This window comes from Cupriavidus sp. D39 (assembly GCF_026627925.1).
In the GTDB taxonomy this organism is placed as follows: Bacteria; Pseudomonadota; Gammaproteobacteria; order Burkholderiales; family Burkholderiaceae; genus Cupriavidus; species Cupriavidus ulmosensis.
In genome coordinates this window covers 3,953,526-3,978,341 of sequence record NZ_JAPNLE010000009.1, presented here as the reverse complement: position 1 = coordinate 3,978,341, position 24,816 = coordinate 3,953,526, and the positions used below count along the sequence as shown (strand labels likewise).

General features: G+C 66.5%; 17 protein-coding genes and 4 pseudogenes. 9 read left to right on the top strand and 12 right to left on the bottom strand.

The features are described from left to right. Nucleotides 1-90 precede the first annotated feature (90 nt). Both OMK73_RS30615 and OMK73_RS30610 read left to right on the top strand, forming a co-directional pair. Nucleotides 91-567: a TlpA disulfide reductase family protein gene (locus OMK73_RS30615; RefSeq protein ID WP_267605325.1), complete on the top strand. Its 477-nt coding sequence runs from the start codon at nucleotides 91-93 to the stop codon at nucleotides 565-567. Nucleotides 568-779: 212 nt separating this feature from the next. Further along, nucleotides 780-2,885: an ATP-dependent helicase gene (locus OMK73_RS30610; RefSeq protein WP_420715682.1), complete on the top strand. Its 2,106-nt coding sequence runs from the start codon at nucleotides 780-782 to the stop codon at nucleotides 2,883-2,885. 698 nt (nucleotides 2,886-3,583) lie between these two features. Here the strand turns inward: OMK73_RS30610 and OMK73_RS30605 are convergent. From OMK73_RS30605 to OMK73_RS30595, 3 genes and pseudogenes are all read right to left on the bottom strand, one after another. Continuing rightward, a pseudogene (locus tag OMK73_RS30605) lies at nucleotides 3,584-4,899 on the bottom strand (sigma-54-dependent transcriptional regulator). A gap of 8 nt (nucleotides 4,900-4,907) precedes the next feature. Then, nucleotides 4,908-6,892 (bottom strand): annotated as a pseudogene (locus OMK73_RS30600) (sensor histidine kinase). Nucleotides 6,893-6,974: 82 nt separating this feature from the next. Further along, nucleotides 6,975-8,276, bottom strand: coding sequence for a dicarboxylate/amino acid:cation symporter (locus OMK73_RS30595; protein WP_318231632.1), 1,302 nt, complete (start codon nucleotides 8,274-8,276; stop codon nucleotides 6,975-6,977). A gap of 410 nt (nucleotides 8,277-8,686) precedes the next feature. On the opposite strand from OMK73_RS30595, the gene OMK73_RS30590 reads away from it, so the two are divergent. From OMK73_RS30590 to OMK73_RS30570, 5 genes and pseudogenes are all read left to right on the top strand, one after another. Next, entirely contained in the window at nucleotides 8,687-9,007 is a 321-nt protein-coding gene (locus OMK73_RS30590) for a (2Fe-2S) ferredoxin domain-containing protein (RefSeq protein WP_267605322.1), read from the top strand. A gap of 91 nt (nucleotides 9,008-9,098) precedes the next feature. Beyond that, nucleotides 9,099-9,743: an alpha/beta hydrolase gene (locus OMK73_RS30585; protein WP_267605321.1), complete on the top strand. Its 645-nt coding sequence runs from the start codon at nucleotides 9,099-9,101 to the stop codon at nucleotides 9,741-9,743. 69 nt (nucleotides 9,744-9,812) lie between these two features. After that, nucleotides 9,813-11,021, top strand: coding sequence for a D-alanyl-D-alanine carboxypeptidase family protein (locus OMK73_RS30580; protein ID WP_267605320.1), 1,209 nt, complete (start codon nucleotides 9,813-9,815; stop codon nucleotides 11,019-11,021). Between the two features lie 13 nt (nucleotides 11,022-11,034). Further along, a complete protein-coding gene (locus OMK73_RS30575; RefSeq protein WP_183032022.1) occupies nucleotides 11,035-11,340 on the top strand; it encodes a YbeD family protein in 306 nt (101 codons plus the stop codon). 297 nt (nucleotides 11,341-11,637) lie between these two features. Further along, nucleotides 11,638-12,830, top strand: a pseudogene (locus tag OMK73_RS30570) (class I SAM-dependent rRNA methyltransferase). A 371-nt stretch (nucleotides 12,831-13,201) separates the two neighbouring features. Here the strand turns inward: OMK73_RS30570 and OMK73_RS30565 are convergent. Both OMK73_RS30565 and sigJ read right to left on the bottom strand, forming a co-directional pair. Next, nucleotides 13,202-13,654 carry a carboxymuconolactone decarboxylase family protein gene (locus OMK73_RS30565; protein ID WP_267605319.1) on the bottom strand — a complete coding sequence of 151 codons (453 nt, stop codon included), beginning with the start codon at nucleotides 13,652-13,654 and terminating at the stop codon, nucleotides 13,202-13,204. 130 nt (nucleotides 13,655-13,784) lie between these two features. After that, a complete protein-coding gene (sigJ, locus tag OMK73_RS30560) occupies nucleotides 13,785-14,672 on the bottom strand; it encodes an RNA polymerase sigma factor SigJ (protein WP_267605318.1) in 888 nt (295 codons plus the stop codon). 284 nt (nucleotides 14,673-14,956) lie between these two features. Between sigJ and OMK73_RS30555 the strand changes: the two are divergent. Together OMK73_RS30555 and OMK73_RS39450 are read left to right on the top strand one after the other, a co-directional pair. Next, nucleotides 14,957-15,694 (top strand): annotated as a pseudogene (locus OMK73_RS30555) (NAD(P)H-dependent flavin oxidoreductase); the annotation flags it as partial. After that, nucleotides 15,690-15,935, top strand: a complete 246-nt coding sequence (locus OMK73_RS39450; RefSeq protein WP_420715698.1) for a hypothetical protein — start codon at nucleotides 15,690-15,692, stop codon at nucleotides 15,933-15,935. The pseudogene OMK73_RS30555 and the gene OMK73_RS39450, both read left to right, overlap by 5 nt. Before the next feature lie 135 nt (nucleotides 15,936-16,070). Here OMK73_RS39450 and OMK73_RS30550 read toward each other — a convergent pair whose 3' ends face one another. The 7 genes from OMK73_RS30550 to OMK73_RS30520 form a co-directional block, all read right to left on the bottom strand. Then, nucleotides 16,071-17,321 (bottom strand): phenylacetate--CoA ligase family protein, encoded by a 1,251-nt coding sequence (locus OMK73_RS30550; protein WP_267605317.1) that lies wholly within the window; start codon nucleotides 17,319-17,321, stop codon nucleotides 16,071-16,073. A gap of 83 nt (nucleotides 17,322-17,404) precedes the next feature. Then, entirely contained in the window at nucleotides 17,405-18,220 is an 816-nt protein-coding gene (locus tag OMK73_RS30545) for an ABC transporter ATP-binding protein (protein WP_267605316.1), read from the bottom strand. 136 nt (nucleotides 18,221-18,356) lie between these two features. Next, entirely contained in the window at nucleotides 18,357-19,691 is a 1,335-nt protein-coding gene (locus tag OMK73_RS30540) for an ABC transporter substrate-binding protein (protein WP_267605315.1), read from the bottom strand. A gap of 87 nt (nucleotides 19,692-19,778) precedes the next feature. Next, nucleotides 19,779-20,855 carry a branched-chain amino acid ABC transporter permease gene (locus OMK73_RS30535; RefSeq protein ID WP_267605314.1) on the bottom strand — a complete coding sequence of 359 codons (1,077 nt, stop codon included), beginning with the start codon at nucleotides 20,853-20,855 and terminating at the stop codon, nucleotides 19,779-19,781. Between the two features lie 26 nt (nucleotides 20,856-20,881). Next, complete coding sequence (locus OMK73_RS30530) at nucleotides 20,882-21,796, bottom strand: branched-chain amino acid ABC transporter permease (RefSeq protein ID WP_006160142.1); 915 nt, start codon at nucleotides 21,794-21,796, stop codon at nucleotides 20,882-20,884. A 42-nt stretch (nucleotides 21,797-21,838) separates the two neighbouring features. Further along, nucleotides 21,839-22,744: an ABC transporter ATP-binding protein gene (locus OMK73_RS30525; protein WP_267605313.1), complete on the bottom strand. Its 906-nt coding sequence runs from the start codon at nucleotides 22,742-22,744 to the stop codon at nucleotides 21,839-21,841. 14 nt (nucleotides 22,745-22,758) lie between these two features. Further along, a complete protein-coding gene (locus OMK73_RS30520; protein WP_267605312.1) occupies nucleotides 22,759-24,729 on the bottom strand; it encodes an AMP-dependent synthetase/ligase in 1,971 nt (656 codons plus the stop codon). Between the last annotated feature and the right edge of the window lie 87 nt (nucleotides 24,730-24,816).

Genomic DNA, 24,816 nt, shown 5'->3' with positions numbered 1-24,816 from the left:
GTCTGACCTGTCGGCGAGCATCATGACGACCTCCCTTCCCCCACCGCAGCCCCTCCCGCCACGCGCAAGCTCTGGCCTGTCATTGCCGCCGTGCTGCTGGTCGCCGTGCTGGGCTGGTTCGGATACCGCGCCATCGCCCCCGCCAATGCGGCGCCGCCCGCCACGTTCACCCTGCTGTCGGGCGAAAAGGTCAGCACCGCGGATCTCAAGGGCAAGGTCTACCTGGTCAACTTCTGGGCCACCAGCTGCGTCACTTGCGTCAAGGAAATGCCGGACATGGTCCGCACCTATGACAAGTTCAAGGGCAAGGGCCTGGAATTCGTGGCCGTGGCCATGAGCTATGACCCGCCCATGTACGTGATGAACTATGCGCAAACGCGCAAGCTGCCGTTCAAGGTGGCGATGGATTCCGACGGCGCGGCGGCCAAGGCCTTCGGCGAGGTGCAGCTGACCCCGACCACCTTCGTGATCGACAAGGACGGCCGCATCCTCAAGCGCTATGTAGGCGAGCCCGAGTGGGACGCGCTGCACAAGCTGCTCGACGGCGCGCTCGCCAAGGCGGCCTGAGCCGCTGCCCGGCCCACCTCCTCCGGCTGAAAAGGTGCCTTCCATGGCACCTTTTTATTGCCAGGGGCCGTCGGGCAATGCCCGGCTTGCGCATCCCGGCTGTATGGATATACAGTTACCGGCAGCTTTCCCCGCCCATGCCGGCCAGCGCACTTGCGCCCGGCATCCCCTAAGGCCCCCGCCCCGTGTTACTCGATCCCGATCCCAGCGCCGTGCTTTGCGACGCACCCGCCGTCAAGCAGCCCGATGCCGTGGATGCCGCCCCCGCCACGCCGGCCTACCTGTCCACCCTGAACCCGGAACAGTGCGCGGCCGTGACGCACGAGCCCGCGGCGCCGCTGCTCATCATCGCCGGCGCCGGCTCGGGCAAGACCAACACGCTGGCGCACCGCGTTGCCCACCTGGTGCTGGGCGGCGCGGACCCGCGCCGCATCCTGTTGCTGACGTTCTCGCGCCGTGCGGCGTCGGAGATGGGGCGGCGGGTCGAGCGTATCGTCGACCAGGCGCTGGGCATGCAAGCCTCCGGGGCGGGGCGCGCGGCGCTTACGTGGTCCGGCACCTTCCACGCCATCGGCGCACGCCTGCTGCGCGAGTACGCGGAAACGCTCGGCCTGTCGCCCAGCTTCACCATCTGCGACCGCGGCGACGCCGCCGACCTGATGAACGTGGTGCGCCACGACCTGGGCCTGTCGGCCCAGGCTTCGCGATTTCCGCGCAAGGAAACCTGCCTGTCGATCTACTCGCGCGTGGTCAACACGCAGGCCCCGCTCGAAGACGTGCTCAAGCAATGGTTTCCGCGCTACGCCATGTGGACGGACGCGCTGCGCGGATTGTTTGCCGGCTACGTGCAAGCCAAGCAGAAGCAGCAAGTGCTCGACTACGACGACCTGCTGCTCTACTGGGCGCAGGCACTGGCCGAGCCCGTGCTGGCGCAAGACATGGGCGCGCGCTTCGACCACGTGCTGGTGGACGAATACCAGGACACCAATGCGCTGCAGGCCGCCATCCTGCTCGCGCTCAAGCCCGACGGACGCGGCCTGACAGTGGTGGGCGACGACGCCCAGTCGATCTACGCCTTCCGTGGCGCCACGGTGCGCAATATCCTCGATTTCCCCGCGCGGTTCGCGCCGGCCGCGGACATGGTCACGCTGTCGCAGAACTACCGCTCCACCCAGCCCATCCTGGCCGCCGCCAATGCGGTGATCGGGCTGGCGGCCGAGCGCTATACCAAGGACCTGTGGTCGGAGCGCGGCTCGGCCGAGAAGCCGGAGATCGTGGTGGTCAACGACGAGGCGGACCAGGCCCGCTATGTGGTCGAGCAGATCCTGGCGCGGCGCGAAGCCGGGCTGGCGCTGCTCTCGCAGGCGGTGCTGTTCCGCGCCGCCGACCACAGCGCGCAGCTGGAGATCGAGCTGGTCCGGCGCAACATCCCGTTCGTGAAGTTCGGCGGCCTGAAGTTCCTGGAATCCACGCACGTGAAGGATGTGCTGGCGGTAGTGCGCTGGCTGGAAAATCCGCGCGACCGCATGGCGGGTTTCCGCAGCCTGCAGCTATTGCCGGGCGTGGGGCCCAAGACTGCCGCGCGCGTGCTCGACGCAGTGGAAATCGCCACCGAGCCGCTGTTCGCCCTGGAATCCTTCGAGGCGCCGCCAGCCGCCGCCGAGGCCTGGCCCGACCTGCTGGCGCTGGCGCGCAGCCTGATGGCTCCGGCCGCGCCGTGGCCCTCCGCCTTTGAGCAAGTGGTGGCGTGGTACCAGCCGCACCTTGAGCGCCTGCACGATGACGCCCCGGCGCGCGCTGCCGACCTGCAGCAACTGGAGCGCATCGCCGCCACCTATGCCTCGCGCGAGCGCTTCCTGACGGAACTCACGCTCGACCCGCCGGACGCATCGAGCGACGAATCCGGCGTGCCGCCGCGCGACGAGGACTACCTGATCCTGTCCACCATCCACTCGGCCAAGGGCCAGGAATGGAAGGCCGTCTATGTGCTCAATGCGGTCGACGGCTGCATGCCTTCGGACCTGGCCACCGGCACCACCGAGGAAATCGAGGAAGAGCGCCGCTTGCTGTACGTGGCCATGACCCGCGCCCGCGACCACCTCGACATCGTGGTGCCGCAGCGTTTCTATGTGCACCAGCAGACCGCCTACGGCGATCGCCACGTCTACGCCTCGCGCACGCGCTTTTTGCCTAACCGCGTGATGCCGCTGTTCCACAGCCGGTCCTGGCCCCCGCCCCCGCCGGTGGCGGATGCGCCGGCCAAGGCGCCGCTGCCCAAGCTGGACCTGGCCGGCCGTATGCGCGATATGTGGCGTTGATATGCGCCGTTGACCTGGCGTTTGGCTGCCGTTGGAATCGAAGCGCTGGTTGGCTGCCCTGAATGAAGCCGATGGATGAGCCAGGTGGAGAGGGGTGGCTTAGCTTGGAGCCACTTGAAGCCTTCGGTCTTGTCCCGCACGGCGGCATAGCCAGCGCCCGCCCTCTCCCCGGCCCCTCTCCCACAAGTGGGAGAGGGAGCCAACCGGCGGTAGAGTAAAAGCATCACTCTGTGTAGCCGTGATTTCCGCCCCCAGGCGGAAATCACCCGCCCGCGATGCGCAGCGAGCCGTCAAGGTTTTCATCTCCCGTTATGGGGCGCCTCGTCGGCAGGCAAAAAGAGCGGAAAAGAGGGGGCCATGTTTGAGCATCGCCTTAAGGCGATGTGAGTTTGGCCCCCGGCCGCTCTTTTGCCTGCCGGCGAGGAGTCTTTCGCCCCATCCGGGTCGCCTTCTTTGCCTACTTTCTTGGCGAGACAAGAAAGTAGGTCGCCTCCCCGCAGGGGAGGTGAAACTGCCTTTGACGTTAAGCCGTTGAGCTTTTGACCTTTTGAAGTTAAGCCGTTGAATTTGCAGTGAAGCAGCACGGATGGTGAACAAGCAGGCATCCGACAAGCCAACCCCACATCCAACACCCCCTCTCCCCCGCCCCCACTCGACACGATTGCTCCCCCACAAGTGGAAGAAGGAAGCAAACCCCACTACAACCCGTAGCGCTTGATCTTGTCGTACAGCGTGGCCTTGCCCACCTGCAGCAGGTCCGCCGCCTGGCTGACCGCGCCGCCGGTGCGCGCCAGCGTATCGGCGATGACGGCGCGCTCGTAGTGCTCCATGCGCTCCTTGAGCGGCGTGGAGTCGTCGAGCGCATCGGCACGCGTGCCGCCCTCGGGCACGCCCAGCACCAGGCGGTCGGCGGCGTTGCGCAGCTCGCGCACGTTGCCGGGCCAGGCGCGCTGCATCAGCGCCTGGCGCTGCAACTCGGAGAGGATGGGCGCGGGGCGCTGGTAGCGCACCGCCGCCACCAGCATGAAATGCTCGAAAAGCGGCACGATGTCCTCGCGCCGCTCGCGCAGCAGGGGCAACGGGATGGTGACCACATTGAGCCGGTAGTAGAGATCCTGGCGGAACGTGCCTTGCGCCGCCAGCGTCTCCATATCCCCCTTGGCCGCGGCCACGATGCGCACATCGATGGCGATGGAGGCATTGGAGCCGAGGCGCTCCAGCGTGCCCTCCTGCAGCACGCGCAGCAGCTTGACCTGCAGCGCCAGCGGCATGCTCTCGATCTCGTCGAGGAACAGCGTGCCGCCCGAGGCGTGCTCGAGCTTGCCCACGCGGCGCTTGCCGGCGCCGGTGAAGGCGCCGGCCTCGTGGCCGAACATCTCGCTCTCGAAGATGGCCTCGGGCACCGCACCGCAGTTCAGCGCCACAAAGGGCGCCTGGTGGCGCGGCGACAAGGCGTGCAGGCTGCGCGCCACCAGTTCCTTGCCGGTGCCGGTCTCGCCGTTGATCATCACGGGCACGTCGGTGGCGGCCACGTTGGCCACCAGCGTGCGTACCTGCTCGATGGCCGGCGAGCGCCCGATGATGCGCGTGCCCGCGGCCGGGCCGGCCAGTTCGCGCCGCAGCGCGCGGTTTTCCAGCTCCAGCGCGCGCCGCTCCAGTGCGCGGCGCACGGTCTCGGTCAGGCGGTCGGCGCCAAGGGCTTCTCGATAAAGTCGTAGGCGCCTTCGCGCATGGCCTGTACCGCCATGGTGATGTCGCCGTGGCCGGTGACGAGGATCACCGGCACGCCCGGCGCCGCGTTGCGGCAGTGGTGCAGCAGGTCCAGCCCGCTGGCGCCGGTGAGGCGAACGTCCGTCACCAGCACGCCGGGAAACTCCGGGGAGAGATGCGGCATGGCGGCTTCGGCAGAGGGCAGCGCCAGCACGGAGAAGCCAGCCAGCTCCAGGCTCTGCGCGGTAGCCTGGCGTACCAGGGGTTCGTCTTCGACGAACAGGACACGCAATCCGTCTTGCATGGCAATGCTCACTCAGTATGGGTGGGAGAGATGGACGTGGCGGCGGCGCGGGGCGCGCCGCCTTCGGGCGCGGGCGCGCGCCGCAGCATCACCACGAATTCCGCGCCGCCGCCGGGCCGGTCGGCCGCGCTCAGCTGCCCGCCGAACTCGCGCACGATGGACGACGATATGGCCAGGCCCAGGCCGAGCCCCTGGCCGATCTCCTTGGTGGTGAAGAAGGGTTCGAACAATCGTGGCAAGGCGTCGGCGGCGATGCCGGTGCCATTGTCGCGCACTGCGATGCTAACCGTGTTGCCGTGCTCGCTCACCGCCACCTCCACGCAGGGCGCGTGCGGCGCGGCCGTGGCCAGCGCATCGAGGGCGTTGCCGATCAGGTTTAGCAGCACCTGCTCGAGCTTGAGCTCATCCGCCCACACCGCCGGCCCGGGCGGCTGGGACAAGCCATCCACCTTCAGCGCGACGTGGCCCAGGCGTGGGGCCATCAGCGCCAGCACGTGATCCAGCGCGGCGCGCACATGCACAGCGTGCCGGCGCTGGCGCGCCTTGCCGGCAAACAGCTTGAGCTGCCCGGTGATCTTGCCCATGCGCGTGGTGAGGTCGGCAATGGCAACGAGGTTGCCGGTGGCCGCATCGAGCTGCCCGCGCTCCAGCAGCACGCGCGTGTTGTCGGAGAACGTGCGCAGGGCCGCCAGCGGCTGGTTCAGCTCATGCGTGATGCCGGCTGCCATCTGGCCCAGCGCCGCCAGCTTGCTGGCCTGCACCAGTTCGTCCTGCGCCGCGCGCAGCTCGCTCTCGGCGCGGGTGCGCTCCGCCACCTCGGCTTCCAGCTGCTCGTTGATGGCCATCAGGTCGGCGGTGCGCGCCTCCACCCGGCGCTCCAGCTCGTCGTAGGCGGCTTCGAGCAGGCGCCTGCCATATTCGATATCGCGCGCACGCTGGCGGCGCTGGCGCCAGTTGAACAGCAGCAGGCACATGCACGCATAGGCCAGCGCCGCCCCGACGGTGGCATTGCGCGCACTGGCCAGCACCGGGTCCAGCGCGGCCATCACCTGCATGGTCCAGTCGGCCGGCCCCACCTTGCGGCTGATCTCGAGGTAGCGCTCGGCGTTGCTGCCGCTGCCGATGCGCACCAGCCGCGCGCCCTCGCCCAGCACGGTCCGGCCGAGCCACTGCGTAACGGGGATTGCAGCGCCTCCAGCGGCAGCGGCCTGACCTCCTGGTCATGGTACTGGCGCGTGCGGTCCAGCTCGGATTGCAGCTCGCTCGGCAGCGGCTGCAACGTGCGGTACTGCCAGGCCGGCACCGAGGAGAGGAAGATCACGCCATGCTCGTCGCTCACCATCACCGGCTCGGCGCCGCCGGCGCCAGCGCGCTGGAACCACTCCAGGTTGAGCTTGACCACGGTCACGCCCACCACGCGCCCCCCAACCTTCACGGGCTGGGCAATGTAGTAGCCGGGCTCGTCGCTGGTGATGCCGATGGCGTAGAAGCGCCCGATCTCCCCGCGCGACGCGCTCTGGAAGTAAGGGCGGAAGCGGTAGTCGGTGCCGACAAAGCTGCCCGGCTCGTCATGGTTGCTGGCGGCCAGCGCGAGGCCGTTGGCGGCAATGACATAGGTGGCCGAAGCGCGCGCGCGGCGATTGACTTCGGACAGGTAGCGGTTGGCCGCCGCCACGCGCACGGGATCGCCGGGCGCGGCCAGCAGGTCATGGACAAAGGGATGGAGCGAGACCAGCGCGGGGAGGAACTCGTAGCGGTCGAGCGTGCTTTCCAGCGTGGCCGCGTAGCGATCGGCGCGGGTGGCCGTGGCTTGCTGCAGCCCATCGATGCCGCGCTGCATCGAAACCAGCCAGGTCAGCGAGCACAGGACTACCAGGCCGACGGCAAGCGCCGCGGCGAAGCCCCGCCAGGTTCCGCCGCCATCGCCTGGCGCGTGCACCAGGCGGGCGGAAGCGGGATCATGCACGGCGAGGAAATCGTCGGAATGTGGCATCGGCGCATGCGTTGGGACACGCGCCGATGATACCCGCTGGCGGGCGGCGCCGGCTGGCGCCGCCGCTCCGGAGGCCGGGACCTCAGCGGACGCCGGTGCCGGCTTCGGCAAGTTCGGCCGTTTCATCGCCGCCACGGCGCAGCATGCGGTCAAGCTGCGCGCGGTCGAGTTCATGCTCCCACGCCGACATCACCACCGTCGCCACGCCGTTGCCGATGATATTGGTCAGCGCACGGCACTCGCTCATGAAGCGGTCGATGCCGAGGATCAGCACCATGCCGGCCACCGGAATGTCCGGCACCACCGCCAGCGTGGCGGCCAGCGTGATGAAGCCGGAACCGGTCACGCCGCTGGCGCCCTTGGAGGTGATCATCGCCACGCCCAGGACGGTGAGCTGCTGCAGCAGCGTGAGCTCGATGCCGGTGGCCTGGGCGATGAAGAGCACCGCCATGGTCATGTAGATGTTGGTGCCATCGAGGTTGAAGGAGTAGCCCGTGGGCACCACCAGCCCCACCACCGATTTGGAGCAGCCCAGTTTTTCCAGCTTTTCCATCAGGTGCGGCAGCGCCGCCTCCGACGAACTGGTGCCCAGCACGATCAGCAGCTCTTCCTTGATGTAGGAAATGAAGCGGAAGATGTTGAAGCCCGTCAGGCGCGCTACCGTGCCCAGCACCACCACCACGAAGACGATCGCGGTGAAGTAGAAGGTGCCGATCAGCTTGAGCAGCGGCACCAGCGAGCCCAGGCCGTACTTGCCGATGGTAAAGGCCATCGCGCCGAACGCGCCCAGCGGTGCCACCCGGGTGATCACGTGAACGATGTGGAAGAACACCTTGGAAACCTGCTCGACGAAGTCGAACACGATCTTCGAGCGCTCACCCATGGCCGCCAGCGCCGAGCCGAAGAACAGCGAGATCAGCAGGATCTGCAGGATGTCGCCGTTGGCGAACGCGCTGACCATCGTGTCCGGGATGATGTGCATGAAGAACTCGACCGTGCTCTGGCCATGCGCCTGCGTCACATATTGCGAGATCGCCTTGGTGTCGAGCGTGGCCGGATCGATGTTGAAGCCCACGCCCGGCTTGAGCAGGTGCGCGGACAGCAGGCCGATCAACAGCGCGAAGGTGGAGATCACCTCGAAGTACAGCAGCGCCTTGCCGCCGACCCGGCCCACCTTCTTCATGTCGCGCATGCCGGCGATGCCGGACACCACGGTACAGAAGATGATCGGACCGATGATCATCTTGATCAGTTTGATGAAGCCATCGCCCAGCGGCTTCATGGCTACGCCCGTAGCGGGCCAGAAATGCCCGAGCACGATGCCCACCGCGATGGCGAACAGCACCTGCACGTACAGGATCTTGTAAAAGGGTTTCCTCATGATGTCGTCCTCGGTATTTGACCGTGCCCGCCGCCGCAGCAGCGGCAGGTTCGCGCGCCCTGCAAATGGAGCGTGTCTGCCTTAAGCATCGCAACCGCCGTGCCAGGCCGGCCGGCGCCGCCAAGTCACTGATTTCAAAAGGAAGCTGGCAAAACGGACGACCGTTCACTCCGATTTTCCGGAATCCCGGAAAACGGCCGTCCGGAGATCCGGACGATCTGGCCGGCGTGGGTGCGCGCTACGCCACCCGCGGCCGCGGCGCAGCACGCGCGGCTTCGAAGCGCGTTGCCAAAGCGTCGAACCGCCCCCCATGACGCCGTATAATTCAGCCCTTCCACCCATTCCTGGCGGCCGGCGCGCGCCCCGGGCACTCTTTGCCTCCTGCGTTGCCGCCGCCGATACGCCCATCACGCATGCGCAGCCATTACCAGCACCACGTTTTCTTCTGCCTCAACCAGCGCGAGGACGGCGGCGCCTGCTGCGGCGCGCATAACGCGCAGGCCATGCAGGAATACGCCAAGAAACGCTGCAAGGCGCTTGGCATCTCCGGCGGCGAAGGCCGCGTGCGCATCAACAAGGCCGGCTGCCTGAACCGTTGTGAACTCGGCCCGGTGCTGGTGGTCTATCCCGAGGCCGTCTGGTACACCTTCGTCGACGAGCAGGACATCGACGAGATCATCGAGAGCCATCTGGTGGGCGGCAAGCCGGTCGAACGCCTGATGGTCGATCACTGATTGACCTCAGCCGCCAGCCTCGGCTGAAACGCTGAATCACTGAAACCCGGGCGCCACGGCGCCAGAGCCAGTCACCCTGCTTCCTGTTTCCATGAACGCGCATACCCAGGTACTTACCGTCGCCGGCCCAGTCGGCGCCATCGACGTTTCGGTCGACCTGCCCCAGGCCGGCTTCCCGCGCGGCCTCGCGCTGGTGGCCCACCCGCACCCGCTGTTCGGTGGCACCAAGGACAACAAGGTGGCGCAGACGCTGGCACGCAGTTTCGTGCAGCTTGGCTACGCCACCGTGCGCCCGAACTTCCGCGGCGTCGGCGGCAGCGCCGGCAGCCATGACAACGGCGTGGGCGAGCAGGATGACCTGCTGGCCGTCATCGACTGGATGCGCACCCAGTCCACTTGGTCGCCGGATGCCGCCACGCTGCCGCTGGCGCTGGCCGGCTTCTCGTTTGGCAGCTTCGTGGCCAGCCACGTCGCCCGGCGCCTGGCCGAGGCCGGCACGCCTGTGCAGCGCCTGGCCATGGTGGGCACCGCCGCCAGCCGCTGGGAAGTCGCCCACGTGCCGGCCGACACCATCGTCATCCACGGCGAGCAGGACGACACCGTGCCGCTGGCAAGCGTGTTCGACTGGGCCCGCCCGCAGGAACTGCCGGTGATCGTGATCCCCGGCGCCGACCACTTCTTTCATCGCAAGCTGCACCTGATCAAGCAACTCGTCGTCAATGCGTGGGACCAGTGACGGGGCGGCGCGCCGCCCCGCCATGTCACCGGAAGCACTCCCTGCCCCTTTTTTGTCGGAAACTGAATCATGTTGAATAGAGCCACGCCGCTTTTCGCGTCCGCCAACACGTCCGCCCTGGTCACCGCCGCCATCGTCGGCGCCGCCGTGGTGCTTGCCCCGGCTCCCGTGCGCGCCCAGGGTGTGCCGATGCCGCAGGTGGCGGCCAAGTCCTGGATGCTGTACGACGTCACCAGCGGCCAGGCCCTGGCTTCGCAGAACGCCGATGTGCGCATCGAGCCGGCTTCGCTGACCAAGCTGATGACCGCGTACCTGGCGTTCGCCGCAATCAAGGAAAAGCGTCTCACAATCGACCAGACCGTGGTGCCGACCACGGTCATCCTCAAGGTCAAGAGCGACGAGTCGCGCATGTTCCTGGAAGCCAACAAGCCGGTGAGCGTGCGCGACCTGCTGCTGGGCCTGATCGTGCAATCGGGCAATGACGCGGCGCTGGCGCTGGCCGAAGCGGTCGGCGGCTCGGAGGAAGGCTTCGTGGCGATGATGAATCGCGAGGCGCAGCAACTGGGGATGAAGAACACCCACTTCACCAACACCGACGGCATCCCCGACCCGAACCACTACACCACGGCCATGGACCTGGCCACGCTGACCACGCGGATCATCAAGGACTTCCCCGAGTACTACAGCATGTACTCGCAGAAGGACTTCACCTACAACAAGATCCGCCAGCCCAACCGCAACCGCCTGCTCTACATCGACCCGACGGTCGACGGCGTCAAGACCGGCCATACCAAGTCGGCCGGCTACTGCCTGATCTCGTCGGCCAAGCGTCCGCTGGCCAATGTGCCTAACGGTTCGCGCCGCCTGGTCTCGATCGTGATCGGCACCACCACCGAAGCGGTCCGCACACAGGAAAGCCTGAAGATCCTGAACTACGGCTTCCAGTTCTTCGACACGCTGCGCCTGTACGACCGCGGCCAGGTGCTGGCTACGCCCGAGATCTACAAGGGCAAGGAATCCACCGTCAAGATCGGCGTCAAGGACGAGACCTACATCACCGTGCCCAAGGGCACGGGCGGGCGCATCAAGCCGGTGCTGGAGCGCCAGGAACTGCTGCTGGCCCCGATCGCCGCCGGCCAGCAGGTCGGCACGGTCAAGCTGATGGACGGCGCCACCAAGGTAGCCGAGTTCCCGGTGGTGGCGCTGCAAGACGTGCCCGAGGCAGGCTTCTTCGGCCGCCTGTGGGATACCATCCGCCTGTGGTTCAAGCGCAAGTAAGGAGGGCCTTGAAATGAGCGCCGACAATTCCGACCAGGGCAAGCCGGGCGACATCCCGCCGGCCGAGTCGCTGATCGAGTATCCCAGCCATTTCCCCATCAAGGTGATGGGCAGCATGCAGGATGGCTTTGCCGAGGCCATCGTGACGCTGGTGCAGGGGTTCGACCCCGACTTCCACGCCGGCAAGATGGAGATGCGTCCTTCAGCCAAGGGCAACTACCTCGGCCTGACCGTCACGGTATGGGTCACCAGCCGCGAGCAGCTCGACGAGCTGTACCGCGCGCTGACGTCGCACCCGATGGTGAAGGTGGTGCTGTAGGCGGTAGAAAACAGTGTGACAGGCCAGGATTGCACCGGGCTTGCCACCATCCGGTCATGCCCTGCCATGCCTGGCTCCCCTCTCCCGCACGGCGGGAGAGGGTTGGGGGAGAGGGCGGGCGCATCCAATGCCGCCGTGCTGGACAAAACCGTTGGCTCCGCTCGCCGTAGCTCCTGGCTAAGCCACCCCTCTCCCCGCCCCTCTCCCCCTGAGGGGAGAGGGAGTTAAAACAATCAGGCACTTCAAACGGCACTGGCGCATCTGCTCGCCTTCGTTTGGCGTCCGAAATAAAGACCCATGAACACCATCACCCTCAAGCCCGGCAAGGAAAATCCCTGCTGCGCCGCCACCCCTGGGTCTACGCCACCGGCGTGGATACCGTCGAAGGCCGCTGCGAGTCCGGCAGCACCGTGATCGTGCGCGCCGCCGACGGCCGCTTCCTGGCGCGCGGGGCGTACAGCCCCTCCTCCCAGATTCGCGTGCGGGTGTGGAGTTTCGACGAGAACGAGCCGGTCGATCACGCCATGTTCAAGCGGCGCGTGTCCGCCGCCCTCGCGCATCGCAAGCAGTGGGTGAAAGACAGCGACGCCGTGCGCCTGGTCTTCGGTGAATCCGACCGCCTGCCGGGCCTGATCGTGGACTACTACGGCAGCGGCGCCGACGGCCAGCTGGTGTGCCAGTTCAACGCGGCCGGGGTCGAAGCCTGGAAGGATGCGCTGGTGCAGGCGCTGGTCAAGGAAACCGGCTGCCCCAACGTGTACGAGCGCTCCGACGCCGCCGTGCGCGAGCGCGAAGGCCTGCCGCTGGTGACCGGCGTGCTGGCCGGCGCGGAGCCCGATCCTGAGCTCAACGTGACCGAGCACGGCGTGCGCTACTACGTGGACGTGAAGAGTGGCCACAAGACCGGCTTCTACGTCGACCAGCGCGACAACCGCAAGCTGGTGGGCGATCTGGCCAACGGGCGCGAAGTGCTCAACTGCTTTTGCTACACCGGCGGCTTCTCGCTGGCGGCGCTGCGCGGCGGCGCCACCTCGGTGACCTCGATCGACTCCTCCGGCGAAGCGCTCAAGACCGCCGCGGGCAACGTCACCCTCAACGGCTTCGACCCCGAGCGGGCGACCTGGCTCGACGCCGATGTGTTCAAGTCGCTGCGCCAGTTCCGCGCCGACGGCCGCCAGTTCGACCTGATCGTGCTGGACCCGCCCAAGTTCGCGCCCTCGGCCCAGCACATCGACCGTGCCGCGCGCGCGTACAAGGAGATCAACCTGGTCGGCCTGCAGTTGCTGCGCCCGGGCGGCCTTCTGTTCACCTACTCGTGCTCCGGCGCCATCAGCATGGAGCTGTTCCAGAAGATCGTGGCGGGCGCGGCGACCGATGCCCGCGCCGACGCGCGCATCCTGCGCCGCCTCTCGGCCGGCACCGATCACCCGATGCTGGCCGCCTTCCCCGAAGGCGAGTACCTCAAGGGCCTGCTGCTGGAAAAGATCTGACAACCAAGGGGCCAAAGCCGCGCGCCATGACGACGGCTGTTTCTCCCTCTCCCCTCAGGGGAGAGGGCCGGGGAGAGGGGTGGCTTAGCTAGGAGCCACTTGAAGCGAAGCCCGTGGTGTTGTCCGGCACGACGCCGCAACGAGCGCCCGCCCTCTCCCCCGGACCCTCTCTCACCAGTGGGGAGCAAACCGGCCATATCGCAGGATTGCTGCCGTCATCCCGTCTTCACGCGAGCGTCTTCAGTCCGTCATAAACGCCGCCTATAGTCCGCTGTGCGGATGCGGCATTGGCAGGTGCCCTCCCGCCTCTTCCTATCAGTCTTCGTGGTAGTTGCCCCGCGGCGTAGCGGGGTTTTTTGCCCTGACGGCGGTTACGCCTTTTCCGGGATCGGGTTGCGCAAGCTTACGTTGAGCAGGTTCCACGCGTTGATCGTGACAATGGCAAAGCCAAGCTCGGCGACCTCTTCATCGGAAAAGTGCACGCGCAAAGCGGCAAACTCCGCGTCGCTCGCATCGCTGTGCGGCGTGGCTGCGACGATCTCCGCCCAGCGCAATGCGGCGCGCTCGCGCTCGCTGAAGAACGGCGCTTCGCGCCAGCCGGCGACGGCGTTGAGATGGCGCGGATCCACCTCCTGCCGGATCAGGTCGCGCCAGTGCATGTCGATGCAGAAGCCGCAGCCGTTGACCTGCGACACGCGCAGGAAAACCAGGTCGACAAGCCGCTTGCCGAGCAAGCCGTTCTGGACGGTGGCGGACAGGTCGAGCAATGCCTTGAAGGACTTGGGGGCAAGCTGGAAGTACGGGAGACGGACGGTGTGGGTCATGGCTGGGCCTTTCGGTGCGAGCTCGTGAAATCTGGTGAGATCCCGTGAGGTCGCTTGCGTTGCGAAGGCCGCCCCTTGCGGCCCCCATGCATTCAAGACGCGGGGGCCCAGGCGTTTGTGACAGCGCGCGTCAAGAAAGTGGAGGAACGCCCGCCAGCTTGTCCGGATTGCGCACCGAGTAGATCGCGGCAATGCGCTCGCCGTCGATGAGGAAAGCCTGCGCCGACTCAAGCTGCCCGCCCACGTAGCGCAGCAATCCCGGCTCGCCGTTGATCCAGGCGAGACGGTAAACCTGCGCGTCGCCATAGCGCTGGGCCAAATGGCCGTACAGCCTGGCGATGTTGTCCGCGCCATGCACCACCTTGACGAACGAAGTCACCTTGCCGCCGCCATCGCCGATAATCTGCACGTCGTCGGCCAGCACCGCCTTGATAGCGTCCATCTCGCCGCTGCGCACGGCCTGCATGAAGGTTTCCAGCAAGCGCCGATGCGTGTCTTTGGGCACGTCAAAGCGCGGGCGCTCCTGCTGCACCCGCTCGGAGGCCCGGTGCACCATCTGCCGGCAGGCGGCCTCGCTCTTGCCGAGCAGCGCCGCGATCTCGGCGTAGTCGTGATCGAACACCTGCCGCAGCAGGAAGGCCGCGCGCTCGTCGGCGGACAAGCGCTCCAGCACCCACAGGAATGCGACCGACAGCTCGCTCGCCATCTCGGCCGCGGCCTCCGGCGTACGCTCGTCCAGTTCCACCAGCGGCTCGGGCAGCCACCACCCCACGTAGGCTTCGCGCTCGGTCTTGGCCGCGCGCAGCCGGTCGATGGCCAGCCGCGTGACCACGGTCACCAACCAGGCCTCGGCCGACGCCAGCGCGGCGTGGTCCGCGCGGTCCCAGCGCAGCCAGGCATCCTGGAGCACGTCCTCGGCGTCCGCCCGGGTGCCGAGCATGCGGTAGGCGATCGAAAACAGGCGCGCACGCAATGTGGCGAAGACATCCGCATCGGCGGGCAAGGTGCTGGAACGCATGACTGGAGCTGGAAGGGTCCGGTGGTTGAGACAAGACGCGGCAGCCGGCCGTTTTGTGGCAGGGCCGGCGACGAAGTGCATGCCGCCATGTTACTTGCAGCCGGCGCGCGTTCCGGCGTAGATTGGGCTCAAAGGTTGTCCCCGCAGGTTGCCCCGGCAGGTTGCCCCGGCAATAGCCCAGGTAGACAGCCCCTTCTAACGCCCGCCAGCCGAAACTCCCTATAATCGAACGATCGTTCATATCCAGGGTGCCACCGGCGCCCAACCGTGGTCCAGGAGACGCCATGCCCGCCGCCAAACAATTGCCCCAGGTCCTGCAAAACCTGGCGCTGCCCGTGATTTCCTCCCCGATGTTCATCGTCAGCTACCCCGAGCTGGTGCTGGCGCAGTGCAAGGCGGGCATCGTCGGTTCCTTCCCCGCGCTGAACGCGCGCCCCGCCGAGATGCTGGGCGACTGGCTCACGCAGATGGAAGAAAACCTGGCCGCTTTCCGCGCCGCCAACCCGGGCAAGCCGGTCGGCCCGATCGCGGTCAACCAGATCGTGCACAACTCCAATGTGCGCCTGGAGCACGACATCAAGGTCTGCGTGGACCACAAGGTACCCATCTTCATCACCTCGCTGCGCGCGCCGCCCAAGGAGATGATCGACGCGGTGCACAGCTATGGCGGCATCGTGCTGCACGATGTGATCAGCATCCGCCACGCCGAGAAGGCGATCGAGGCCGGCGTGGATGGCCTGATCCTGGTGGCGGCCGGCGCCGGCGGCCATGCCGGCACGCTGTCGCCGTTCGCGCTGGTGGGCGAAGTGCGCAAGATCTTCGACGGCGTGATCGCGCTGTCAGGCTCCATCGCCACCGGCGAATCCGTGCTGGCCGCGCAGGCCATGGGCGCGGACTTCGCCTACGTGGGCACCCGCTTCATCGCCTCGCAGGAAGCGCATGCCAGCGAGTCCTACAAGCAGTCGATCACCACCTCCGCCGCGGCCGACATCATCTACACCAACCTGTTCTACCGGGGTGCACGGCAACTACATCCGCGAGAGCATCGAAGCCTCGGGGCTAGATCCCGCCAACCTGCCGCAGGCCGACAAGACCAAGATGGACTTCTCCAGCGGCGCCTCCAAGGCCAAGGCATGGAAGGACGTCTGGGGCGCCGGCCAGGGCGTGGGCCAGATCCACGACATCCCCACCGCGGGCGAAATCGTGGCGCGCATGAAGGCCGAGTACAACGACGCGCGCGCCCGCCTGGGACTCGCGGTCTGAGCGCGTTGCCATCCGCTACGCCCGCGCCTAGCGCGGTCCGCAGCCGCCGGCAGCGGGCCGTCAGCGCATGGCTGCTGTGGCTGCCGACGCGGCCCGCCGGCGGCCATGCGGCCCCGCCCCTGGCCGCGATCGCACTCAGTCGTAACGCCGCGCGTCCTCGATCACCTTGCCATCCTGCGGCAGCGAACCCGCCGCCACGAAGCGCACCTCGCCGCGCAGGCGCATCACCTCGCGCAGCGATTCGCCGATGGCCTGCGCCAGCCCCGCATCGTCCCGCGTGGCATCGCAGTGCAGGGTCATCACGTCGGCGCCCACGCTGCCCGTCACCACCAGGCGCGCCGCGCGCACCTCGGGATGGCGCCGCACCACCTCGCCCACCTGCCCGGGATGCACGAACATGCCCTTGACCTTGGTGGTCTGGTCGGCGCGTCCCAGCCAGCCCTTGAGCCGCTGGTTGGTGCGCCCGCACGGGCTGGCGCGCTGATCGCAACCGGCAACGAACGCCGACAGGTCGCCCGTGCCGAAGCGGATCAGCAGATAGTCGCCATTGCCCAGCACCGTCACCACCACCTCACCGGTCTCGCCGTCAGGCATCGGTTGCGTGCCGCCCGGCTCGACGATCTCCACCAGCACATTCTCGTCCACCACCCAGCCATCGCCGCCCTGCGTCTCGTAGGCGATCAGGCCCACGTCAGCGCTGCCGTACATCTGCTGCACGCGGATGCCGCGCTCGGTGAACCAGGCGCGCAGCGAAGGCGGCAATGCCTCGCCTGACACCAGCGCCTTGCTCAGGCCCCGGCAGGGCGAGCCGAGCTCGTCGCCTTTTTCCAGCAGCAGCTTGAGAAAGGATGGCGTGCCGGCGTAGGCCGCCGGCTGCAGGCTAGCCATTGCCTGCACCTGCGATTCGGTCTGCCCCACGCCCGCCGGAAACACGCAGCAGCCAAGCCGATGGGCGCCGGTTTCCATCATCATGCCGGCCGGCGTGAAGTGATAGGAGAAGGTGTTGTAGACCAGGTCGCCCGAGCGGAAGCCCGCCGCGAACATCGCGCGCGCGATCCGCCACCAGTCGGCGCCATGCCCGTCGGGCTCAAAGATCGGGCCGGGCGACTGGAAGATATGGCGCAGGCCGCCGGGCGGCGTCGCATTCAGCCCGCCCAGCGGCGGCATCGTCCTTTGCCGCGCCGTCAGCTCGGACTTGCGCGTTACCGGCAGCGCCGCCAGCGCGGCGCGTGAGTCCAGCGCGCGCGGGTCAACGTCGCGCAGCACCTCCGCAAAATAAGGCGCATGCGCCTTGGCATGCGCAACCTGGCGCGACAACGCGTCCAGCAAAGCCTGCAAGCGGACGGCCGGAGCGCGCGTTTCAAGCGAATCGAAGTATTCAGACATGGTGCGTAGTTCGCGTAGGGGAAGTCGCGTGATGAAACGCGTGAGGCATCGCGTGGGGCATCGCGTGCAGCCGAGGGCTCCTGTCAGGCGAGCCAGCGCTTGCGGCGGCGATAACTTTTTACGTCGCGGAAAGAGCTTCGCCCACCGCCCTCTCCATCATTGGCGGCGACGCCCAGGTAGAACTCCTTCACATCCTCATTCGTGCGCAGCGCCTCGGCCGCGCCATCCATCACCACGCGGCCGTTCTCCAGGATGTAGCCGTAGTCCGCATAGCGCAGCGCCACCATGGTGTTCTGCTCCGCCAGCAGGAAGCTGACCTTCTCGCGCTGGTTCAGGTCGCGCACGATCTCGAAAATCTCTTCCACGATCTGCGGCGCCAGCCCCATCGATGGCTCATCGAGCAGGATCATGCTGGGCTTGGCCATCATGGCCCGGCCGATCGCGCACATCTGCTGCTCGCCGCCGGAGGTGTAGCCCGCCTGCGACTTGCGGCGCGTCTTCAGGCGCGGGAAGTATTCGTAGATGCGCTCCAGCGCATCGCGTGTTTCGCTGCGCGACAAGCCGCGCGTATAAGCGCCGGTGAGCAGGTTCTCCTCCAGCGTCAGGTGGGCGAAGCAATGCCGCCCCTCCATCACCTGGATCACGCCGCGCTTGACCAAATCATTGGGCGTGAGCCGGTCGACCCGGTTGCCGCGGTACTCGATCGAGCCCTTGGTGACATCGCCGCGCTCGGCGTGCAGCAGGTTGGAGATGGCCTTGAGCGTGGTGGTCTTGCCCGCGCCGTTGGCGCCCAGCAGCGCCACGATCCGCCCCTCCGGCACGTCGAGCGAAACGCCCTTGAGCACCAGGATGACGTGGTCGTAGATGACTTCGATATTGTTGACGGACAACAGGCTCATGGTGCGGCTCGGTTGGTGGTTCTAAGCCTGCGGGAGCGCCCCGAGGCGTCGCCGCATCCTTCTCCCCTCCCCCGCATGCGGGAGAGGGGCGCAAACAATCAGCATCTTGCAACGCCTGCTGATCTCTCTCGCCCGATCAAGACTTCATGCACACAGGCGTGATGCCCTTCTCTTTCGCGAACTGCGCGGCACTCGCCTTGAACAGCGGATGGATCAGGTTCTTGTTGCCTTCGATCCAGTCCGACACCACGACCCACTTGGTGCCGTCCCACTGCTGGATCTTCACCTTGCCCGAGCCTTCATGGTTGTCGCAGCTGGTCTTGATCTCCGGCAGCAGGCCGGTGGCGCCGAGTTGCTGCAGGCGGGCGTTGTTCACGTTCAGGTTCTCGAAGGCCCAGCGCATGTCTTCGCCGCTCATGACCTTGCCCTTGCCGTACTTGGCCTGCGCCACGCGGATCGCTTCCACCGTCACCACGGCCGCGGACACGCCACGGTTGTAGAGCACCGAGCCGACCTTGTTGCGGTCCTGCATATTGCCCTTGCCGGCGCCGTAGACCACCTTGTCGATATCGGCGATCAGCGGCACACCCTTGCCCGCCACGTTCCATGTCGCGCTCATATAGCCCTTGGCGGCCTCGCCGGCGGGTACCGTGTCTTCTTCCGAACCTGCCCACCACGAGCCGATCATCTTGTCGCGCGCGAAGCCCACCTTTTGCGCGGCCTTGAGCGCGGTCTGGTTCATCACGCCCCAGCCCCAGAAGATCACATAGTCAGGATTCTCCTGGCGGATCTTCAGCCACTGCGCGCCCTGCTCGTTGCCGGGATGCGCCACCGGGATCTCGACCAGGTTGAACTTGCCGAGCTTGGCTTCGGCTTCCAGCGCCACGATCGGCTCCTTGCCATAGGCGGAGTCGTGGTACAGGTAGACGATCTTCTTGCCGACCAGCGAGCCGCCGTTCTTGCCCGCCAGGAACTTGACGATGGCCGAGACCTGCATCTGGTAGGTGGTGACCAGCGGGAAGGCATAGGGGAAGACCGAACCGTCTACCGCATCGGTGCGGCCATAGCCCATCATCACCAGCGGCACCTTGTCGGCCGCGGTCTTGTCCACCAGCGCGTAGGAGATGCCGGTCGACATGGTGTGATACGCGGTGCCCTTGCTGGCGGCGCTCTTGCCCTTGAGCCGCTCGTAGCACTCCACGCCCTTGGCGTTGTTGTACTCGGTCTCGCACTCTTCCCACGACAGCTTGACGCCGTTCACGCCACCTTCCTTGATGTTGACGTAGTTCAGGTAGTCGACGAAGCCGCCATAAAAGGACTGTCCGTTGGCGCCATAAGGGCCGACGCGATAGCTAGGCAGCGCGACGAACTGCTCGCCGCTTTGCGCCTGCACCGCCAGCGGCGCCAGCAGCGCGGCCGACGCGCCCACCGCCAGGGCAATGCGCTGCAGATTGCGAATCAGGGTGGTCATGACAGTCTCCTTCACCTTGGCAGGTGTGTTTGTTATGGAATACCCGTTTGTCTTGGTCCGGCCTAAAAAGCGTCGATGCAATGAGATTCAATGGGGGAATGGCCACAACCGCAGCTTTTCCTTGGCGATCTGCCACAGCCGCGCCAGCCCATGCGGCTCCACCACCAGGAAGAAGATGATCAGCCCGCCGAACACCATCAGCTGGATATGCGACACGGCGGCGTTGGTAAAGGGCAGGTGCAGCAGCGCGGCCAGCGGCGGCAGCGCGATGTCCAGGAAGATCGGCAGCAGCAGGATGAAGGCCGCGCCCAGGAACGAGCCGAGGATGCTGCCCACGCCGCCGATGATGATCATGAACAGCACGCGGAAGGAAAGATCGAGCGAGAAGCCGTCCGGCTCGACCGAGCCCAGGTAGCAGAACGCATAGAGCGCGCCCGCCACGCCGCAGTAGAACGAGCTGACGGCAAAGGCCAGCAGCTTGGTGCGCATCAGCGGAATGCCGATCACCTCCGCCGCCACGTCCATGTCGCGCACCGACATCCAGGCGCGCCCGGTGGAGGAGCGCACCAGGTTCTTGGCCACGATGGCCAGCACCGTGACCAGCATCAGTACGAAGAGGTACTTCTTCACCGGCGTATCGATGGCGATGCCAAACAGGTTCAACTGCTGCGCGGTGATCACGCCCGATGAGCTGTTGTTGGAGAACCAGGGAAACTTGGTCAGCGCCCACACCACGAAGAACTGCGCGGCCAGCGTCGCCACCGCAAGGTAGAAGCCCTTGATGCGCAGCGACGGCAGGCCGAACGCCACGCCCACCAGCGCCGCCGACAAGCCGGCGAGGATAAAGGTCAGCAGCACCGGCAGGCCTTCGATGCGCAGCTGGAAGTTGTAGGCCGCGTAAGCGCCCACCGCCATGAAGGCCGCCGTGCCGAGCGAAAGCTGCCCCGCGTAGCCCGTGAGGATATTGAGCCCGAGCGCGGCCAGCGCGAAGATCAGGAACGGGATCAGGATGGCCGAGAACCAGTACTCCGAACCCAGCAGCGGAATCGCCACGAAGGCCACCGCCATCAGCACCGCAAAGCCGATGCGGTCCTGGCGGATGGGGAAGATCTGGCTGTCGGCGACGTAGGTGGTCTTGAACTGGCCGGATTCACGGTAGAACATGTTTTCTCTCCTGTGGCGAGGGCCGGTCAGACACGATCGATGTGTTTCTCACCGAACAGCCCTTCGGGCCGCACCAGCAGGAACAACAGCGCAAACACATAGGGGAACCAGCCTTCGATGCCACCGAAGTTGCCGCCGAACGCGGACTGGAACACGGGCGGGATATAGATCTCGGCCAGCTTCTCCGAGGCGCCGATGATCAGCCCGCCGACGATGGCGCCGGGCACCGAGGTAAAGCCGCCCAGGATCAGCACCGGCAGCGCCTTCAATGCAGTCAGTGTCAGCGCAAACTGCACGCCATTGCGCGAGCCCCACAGCATGCCCGCCACCAGCGCGACAAAGCCCGCCACGCCCCACACGATGGCCCAGATATGCTGCAGAGGAATCCCCAGCGACAGCGCCGCCTGGTGATCGTCCGCCACAGCGCGCAATGCGCGGCCCACCTTGGTGTACTGGAAGAACAGCGCCAGCGTGCCCACCAGGATGCCGGCGATGCCCGCCGCTGCGAGGTCGAACTTGGACACCACGATATTGAAGCGCGTCAGGATGGCTTCAATGGGCTCGTCGACGATGCCGAGGTTGATCGGGCGCACTTCATTGCCGAACAGCAGCGGCCCCAGCCCTTCGAGGAAAAACGACAGCCCGATGGTGGCCATGAACAGCGTGATGGGCGGCTGGTTGACCAGCTTGCGCAGCACCAGGCGTTCGGTGCTGATGCCCACCACCACCATCACGCCAAACGCGCCGATCACGGCCGCCCACATCGGCAGGCCCTTGTCCATCAGCCCCACCACCGCCAGCGCGGCAAAGTACACCATCGCGCCCTGCGCGAAGTTGAACACGCCCGATGCCTTGTAGATCAGCACGAACCCCAGCGCCACCAGCGAATACATCAACCCCGACAATAAGCCGCCGATCAGGATTTCAAAGAAGAACGTCATGGTTTTCCTTGTCTCGTTCCGTGCGTTGCGTGTGCATCGGCATCAATGGCCCGCGCCGAGGTAGGCGCGAATCACGTCCGGGTTGGCCTTCACCGCCTCGGGCGTGCCATCGCCGATCTTCTTGCCGTAGTCCAGCACCACCACGCGATCGGAGATATCCATCACCACGCCCATGTCGTGCTCGATCAGCACGATGGTGGTGCCGAACTGGTGGTTCACGTCCAGGATGAAGCGGCACATGTCCTGCTTCTCTTCCACGTTCATGCCCGCCATCGGTTCGTCGAGCAGCAGCATCGAGGGCTCGGCCGCCAGCGCGCGCGCCAGTTCCACGCGCTTTTGCAGGCCGTAGGGCAGGCGCCCTACCGGCGTCTTGCGGATAGCCTGGATCTCGAGGAAATCGATCACCTCCTCGACCTTGCGCCGGTGCTGCATTTCCTCGTTGCGCGCCGGGCCCCACCACAGCGCATTGGCCAGCAGGCCGCTGCGGAACCTGGTGTTGCGCCCGGTCATGATGTTGTCGAGCACAGTCATGCCCTTGAACAACGCGATGTTCTGGAAGGTGCGCGCGATGCCCTGGCGCGCCGCGGCGGTGGGATGCATCCTGCGCCGTTCCTCGCCGCGAAATACGATGCGGCCCTGCTGCGGGTGGTAAACCCCGTTGATCACATTGAGCATCGAGCTCTTGCCCGCGCCGTTGGGCCCGATGATGGCGCGGATCTCATGCTCGCGCACATCGAAGGAGATATCGGTCAGCGCCTTCACGCCGCCGAAAGCCAGCGAGATGTTCTGCAGGTCGAGTATCACGTCCCCGGCCTTGCGCACCTGCGCATGTTCCGCCTGGACCCCGCCGAGCGCCTGCGCTGTTGCCCCTGCCGCCGCGGACGCACCGCTCCACACCGGCTGGCCATCGCCGCCGCGCTCCACGCCTTGCCATGCCATTTGCGTCATCCTCCCGCCCCTGCTCATGCTGCGCGCTTCGCACCGGCAGTGGCCGGCTCGAAGCGCTTTACATCGACCAGCTTCAACGTGGCCGAGACGCTGCCTTCGCGTCCGTCCTCGAACTTCACGCGCGTCTCGATGAACTGCTCCGTCTTGCCTGTGTACAGTGCCTCGATCAGCGACGCGTATTTCTCGGCGATATAGCCACGCCGCACCTTGCGCGTGCGAGTGAGCTCATCGTCGTCCGGATCGAGTTCCTTGTGCAGGATCAGGAAGCGCGAAACCTGCGAACCGGCCAGCATGGCATCGGTGGCAAGGTCCGCATTCACCTGCTCGACGCACTCGCCGATCATGGCGATCACCTCTGGCTGCGCCGCCGGGTCGATGTAGCCCGCATAGGCCAGGTGGCGCCGCTCGGCCCAGTTGCCCACGGCATCGAAATCGATGTTGATGAACGCGCAGACGCTGTCGCGGCCGGTGCCGAACGCCACCGCTTCCTTGATATAGGGAAAGAACTTGAGCTTGTTCTCGATGTACTTGGGCGCGAACATGGCGCCGTCGGACAGCTTGCCCACATCCTTGGCGCGATCGATGATCTTCAGGTGGCCGTCGGCATCGATCACCCCGGCGTCGCCGGTCATGAAATAGCCTTGGTCGTTAATCGCCTCGCGGGTGGCGTCGTCGCGCTTGTAGTACGCCTTGAGCAAGCCCACGCCACGCACCAGGACCTCGCCGTTCTCGGCAATGCGGATCTCCATGCCCGGCGCGGCGGGCCCGACCGAATCGAACTTGACCTTGCCGTCCGGCTGCAGGCAGACATAGGCGCAGGTTTCGGTCTGGCCGTAGAACTGCTTGAGGTTGACGCCGATGGAGCGATAGAAGCGGAACAGGTCCGGGCCGATTGCCTCGCCCGCCGTGTAGCCCACGCGGATGCGGCTCATGCCCAGCACATTGCGCAGCGGCCCGAAGATCAGCACTTCGCCCGCGGCGTAGCGCAGCCGGTCGGCCAGCGGCACCGGGTTGCCATCGAGAATGTCGGTGCCGCAGCGGCGCGCCACGCCCATGGCCCAGTGGAAAAGCTTGCGCTTGATCCAGCCCGCGTCTTCCATGCGGATCATCACCTGCGTCAGCAGGTTTTCATAGATGCGCGGCGGCGCGAAGTAGTAGGTTGGGCCAATCTCGCGCAGGTCGGTCATGACCGTCTCGCGCGATTCCGGGCAGTTCACGGTGAATCCCGCCACCATGGCCTGCGCGTACGAGAACAGGTTGTCGCCCACCCATGCCATCGGCAGGTAGGACAGCACATCGTCCTTCGCGGTGAGGCCATCGAACGCGCAGCCGTTGCGCGCCGCGCCGATCAGGCCGCGGTGCGAATGGCACACGCCCTTGGGCTTGCCGGTGGTGCCAGAGGTGTAGAGGATGATGGCGGTGTCGTCGGGCTCGCCGGCGGCAACGGCCGCATCGAAGTAGCCGGGATTGGCGCGATCGAATTCGCGGCCGATTTCCTGCAGGCGCTGGTAAGACATCAACGCCGGATGATCGTAGTCGCGCAGCCCGCGCGGGTCTTCATAGATGATGTGGCGCACCTTGCGGCCCTGCGCGGCAAGCTGCTCCTCCACCTCCAGCAGCTTGTCCACCTGCTCCTGGTCCTCCACGATGGCGAAGTCGATCTCGGCGTCGTTCAGCACGTAGATCATCTCGCCGGCGATCGCGTCCTGGTAAAGCGGCACCGGCACGCCGCCCATCGCCTGCGCCGCGCTCATGGCCCAGTACAGGCGCGGCCGGTTGTCGCCGACCACCGCCAGGTTCATTGCGCGGGCAAAGCCCAGCGCAGCCAGGCCGCACGCCAGCGCGCGCATCTCCTGCGCGGTCTGCGCCCAGCTATAGGTTTGCCAGATCCCGAGATCCTTCTCACGGTAAGCCGGGCTTTCCGGCCGCTGCTGCGCATGCGCAAGCAACAAGCGCGGGAAGGTCGTCGCCGACGGTTCCTGCATGGATGTCTCCTGTCACTCCGAAAGCGGGGTCCGCCACCGGTGCCAAGCCTGCTGCCGCTGGTTATACTTGGCCTGTTTTGCCCGGCG

What these genes read in the sequence shown, in the direction of transcription:
- OMK73_RS30525 (WP_267605313.1), bottom strand. Translation starts at nt 22,744, where the DNA reads ATGACGCAAATGGCATGGCAAGGCGTGGAGCGCGGCGGCGATGGCCAG.
- OMK73_RS30585 (WP_267605321.1), top strand. Translation starts at nt 9,099, where the DNA reads ATGAACGCGCATACCCAGGTACTTACCGTCGCCGGCCCAGTCGGCGCC.
- OMK73_RS30575 (WP_183032022.1), top strand. Translation starts at nt 11,035, where the DNA reads ATGAGCGCCGACAATTCCGACCAGGGCAAGCCGGGCGACATCCCGCCG.
- OMK73_RS30550 (WP_267605317.1), bottom strand. Translation starts at nt 17,321, where the DNA reads ATGTCTGAATACTTCGATTCGCTTGAAACGCGCGCTCCGGCCGTCCGC.
- OMK73_RS30535 (WP_267605314.1), bottom strand. Translation starts at nt 20,855, where the DNA reads ATGTTCTACCGTGAATCCGGCCAGTTCAAGACCACCTACGTCGCCGAC.
- OMK73_RS30530 (WP_006160142.1), bottom strand. Translation starts at nt 21,796, where the DNA reads ATGACGTTCTTCTTTGAAATCCTGATCGGCGGCTTATTGTCGGGGTTG.
- sigJ (WP_267605318.1), bottom strand. Translation starts at nt 14,672, where the DNA reads ATGCGTTCCAGCACCTTGCCCGCCGATGCGGATGTCTTCGCCACATTG.
- OMK73_RS30545 (WP_267605316.1), bottom strand. Translation starts at nt 18,220, where the DNA reads ATGAGCCTGTTGTCCGTCAACAATATCGAAGTCATCTACGACCACGTC.
- OMK73_RS30540 (WP_267605315.1), bottom strand. Translation starts at nt 19,691, where the DNA reads ATGACCACCCTGATTCGCAATCTGCAGCGCATTGCCCTGGCGGTGGGC.
- OMK73_RS30565 (WP_267605319.1), bottom strand. Translation starts at nt 13,654, where the DNA reads ATGACCCACACCGTCCGTCTCCCGTACTTCCAGCTTGCCCCCAAGTCC.
- OMK73_RS30520 (WP_267605312.1), bottom strand. Translation starts at nt 24,729, where the DNA reads ATGCAGGAACCGTCGGCGACGACCTTCCCGCGCTTGTTGCTTGCGCAT.
- OMK73_RS30590 (WP_267605322.1), top strand. Translation starts at nt 8,687, where the DNA reads ATGCGCAGCCATTACCAGCACCACGTTTTCTTCTGCCTCAACCAGCGC.
- OMK73_RS30580 (WP_267605320.1), top strand. Translation starts at nt 9,813, where the DNA reads ATGTTGAATAGAGCCACGCCGCTTTTCGCGTCCGCCAACACGTCCGCC.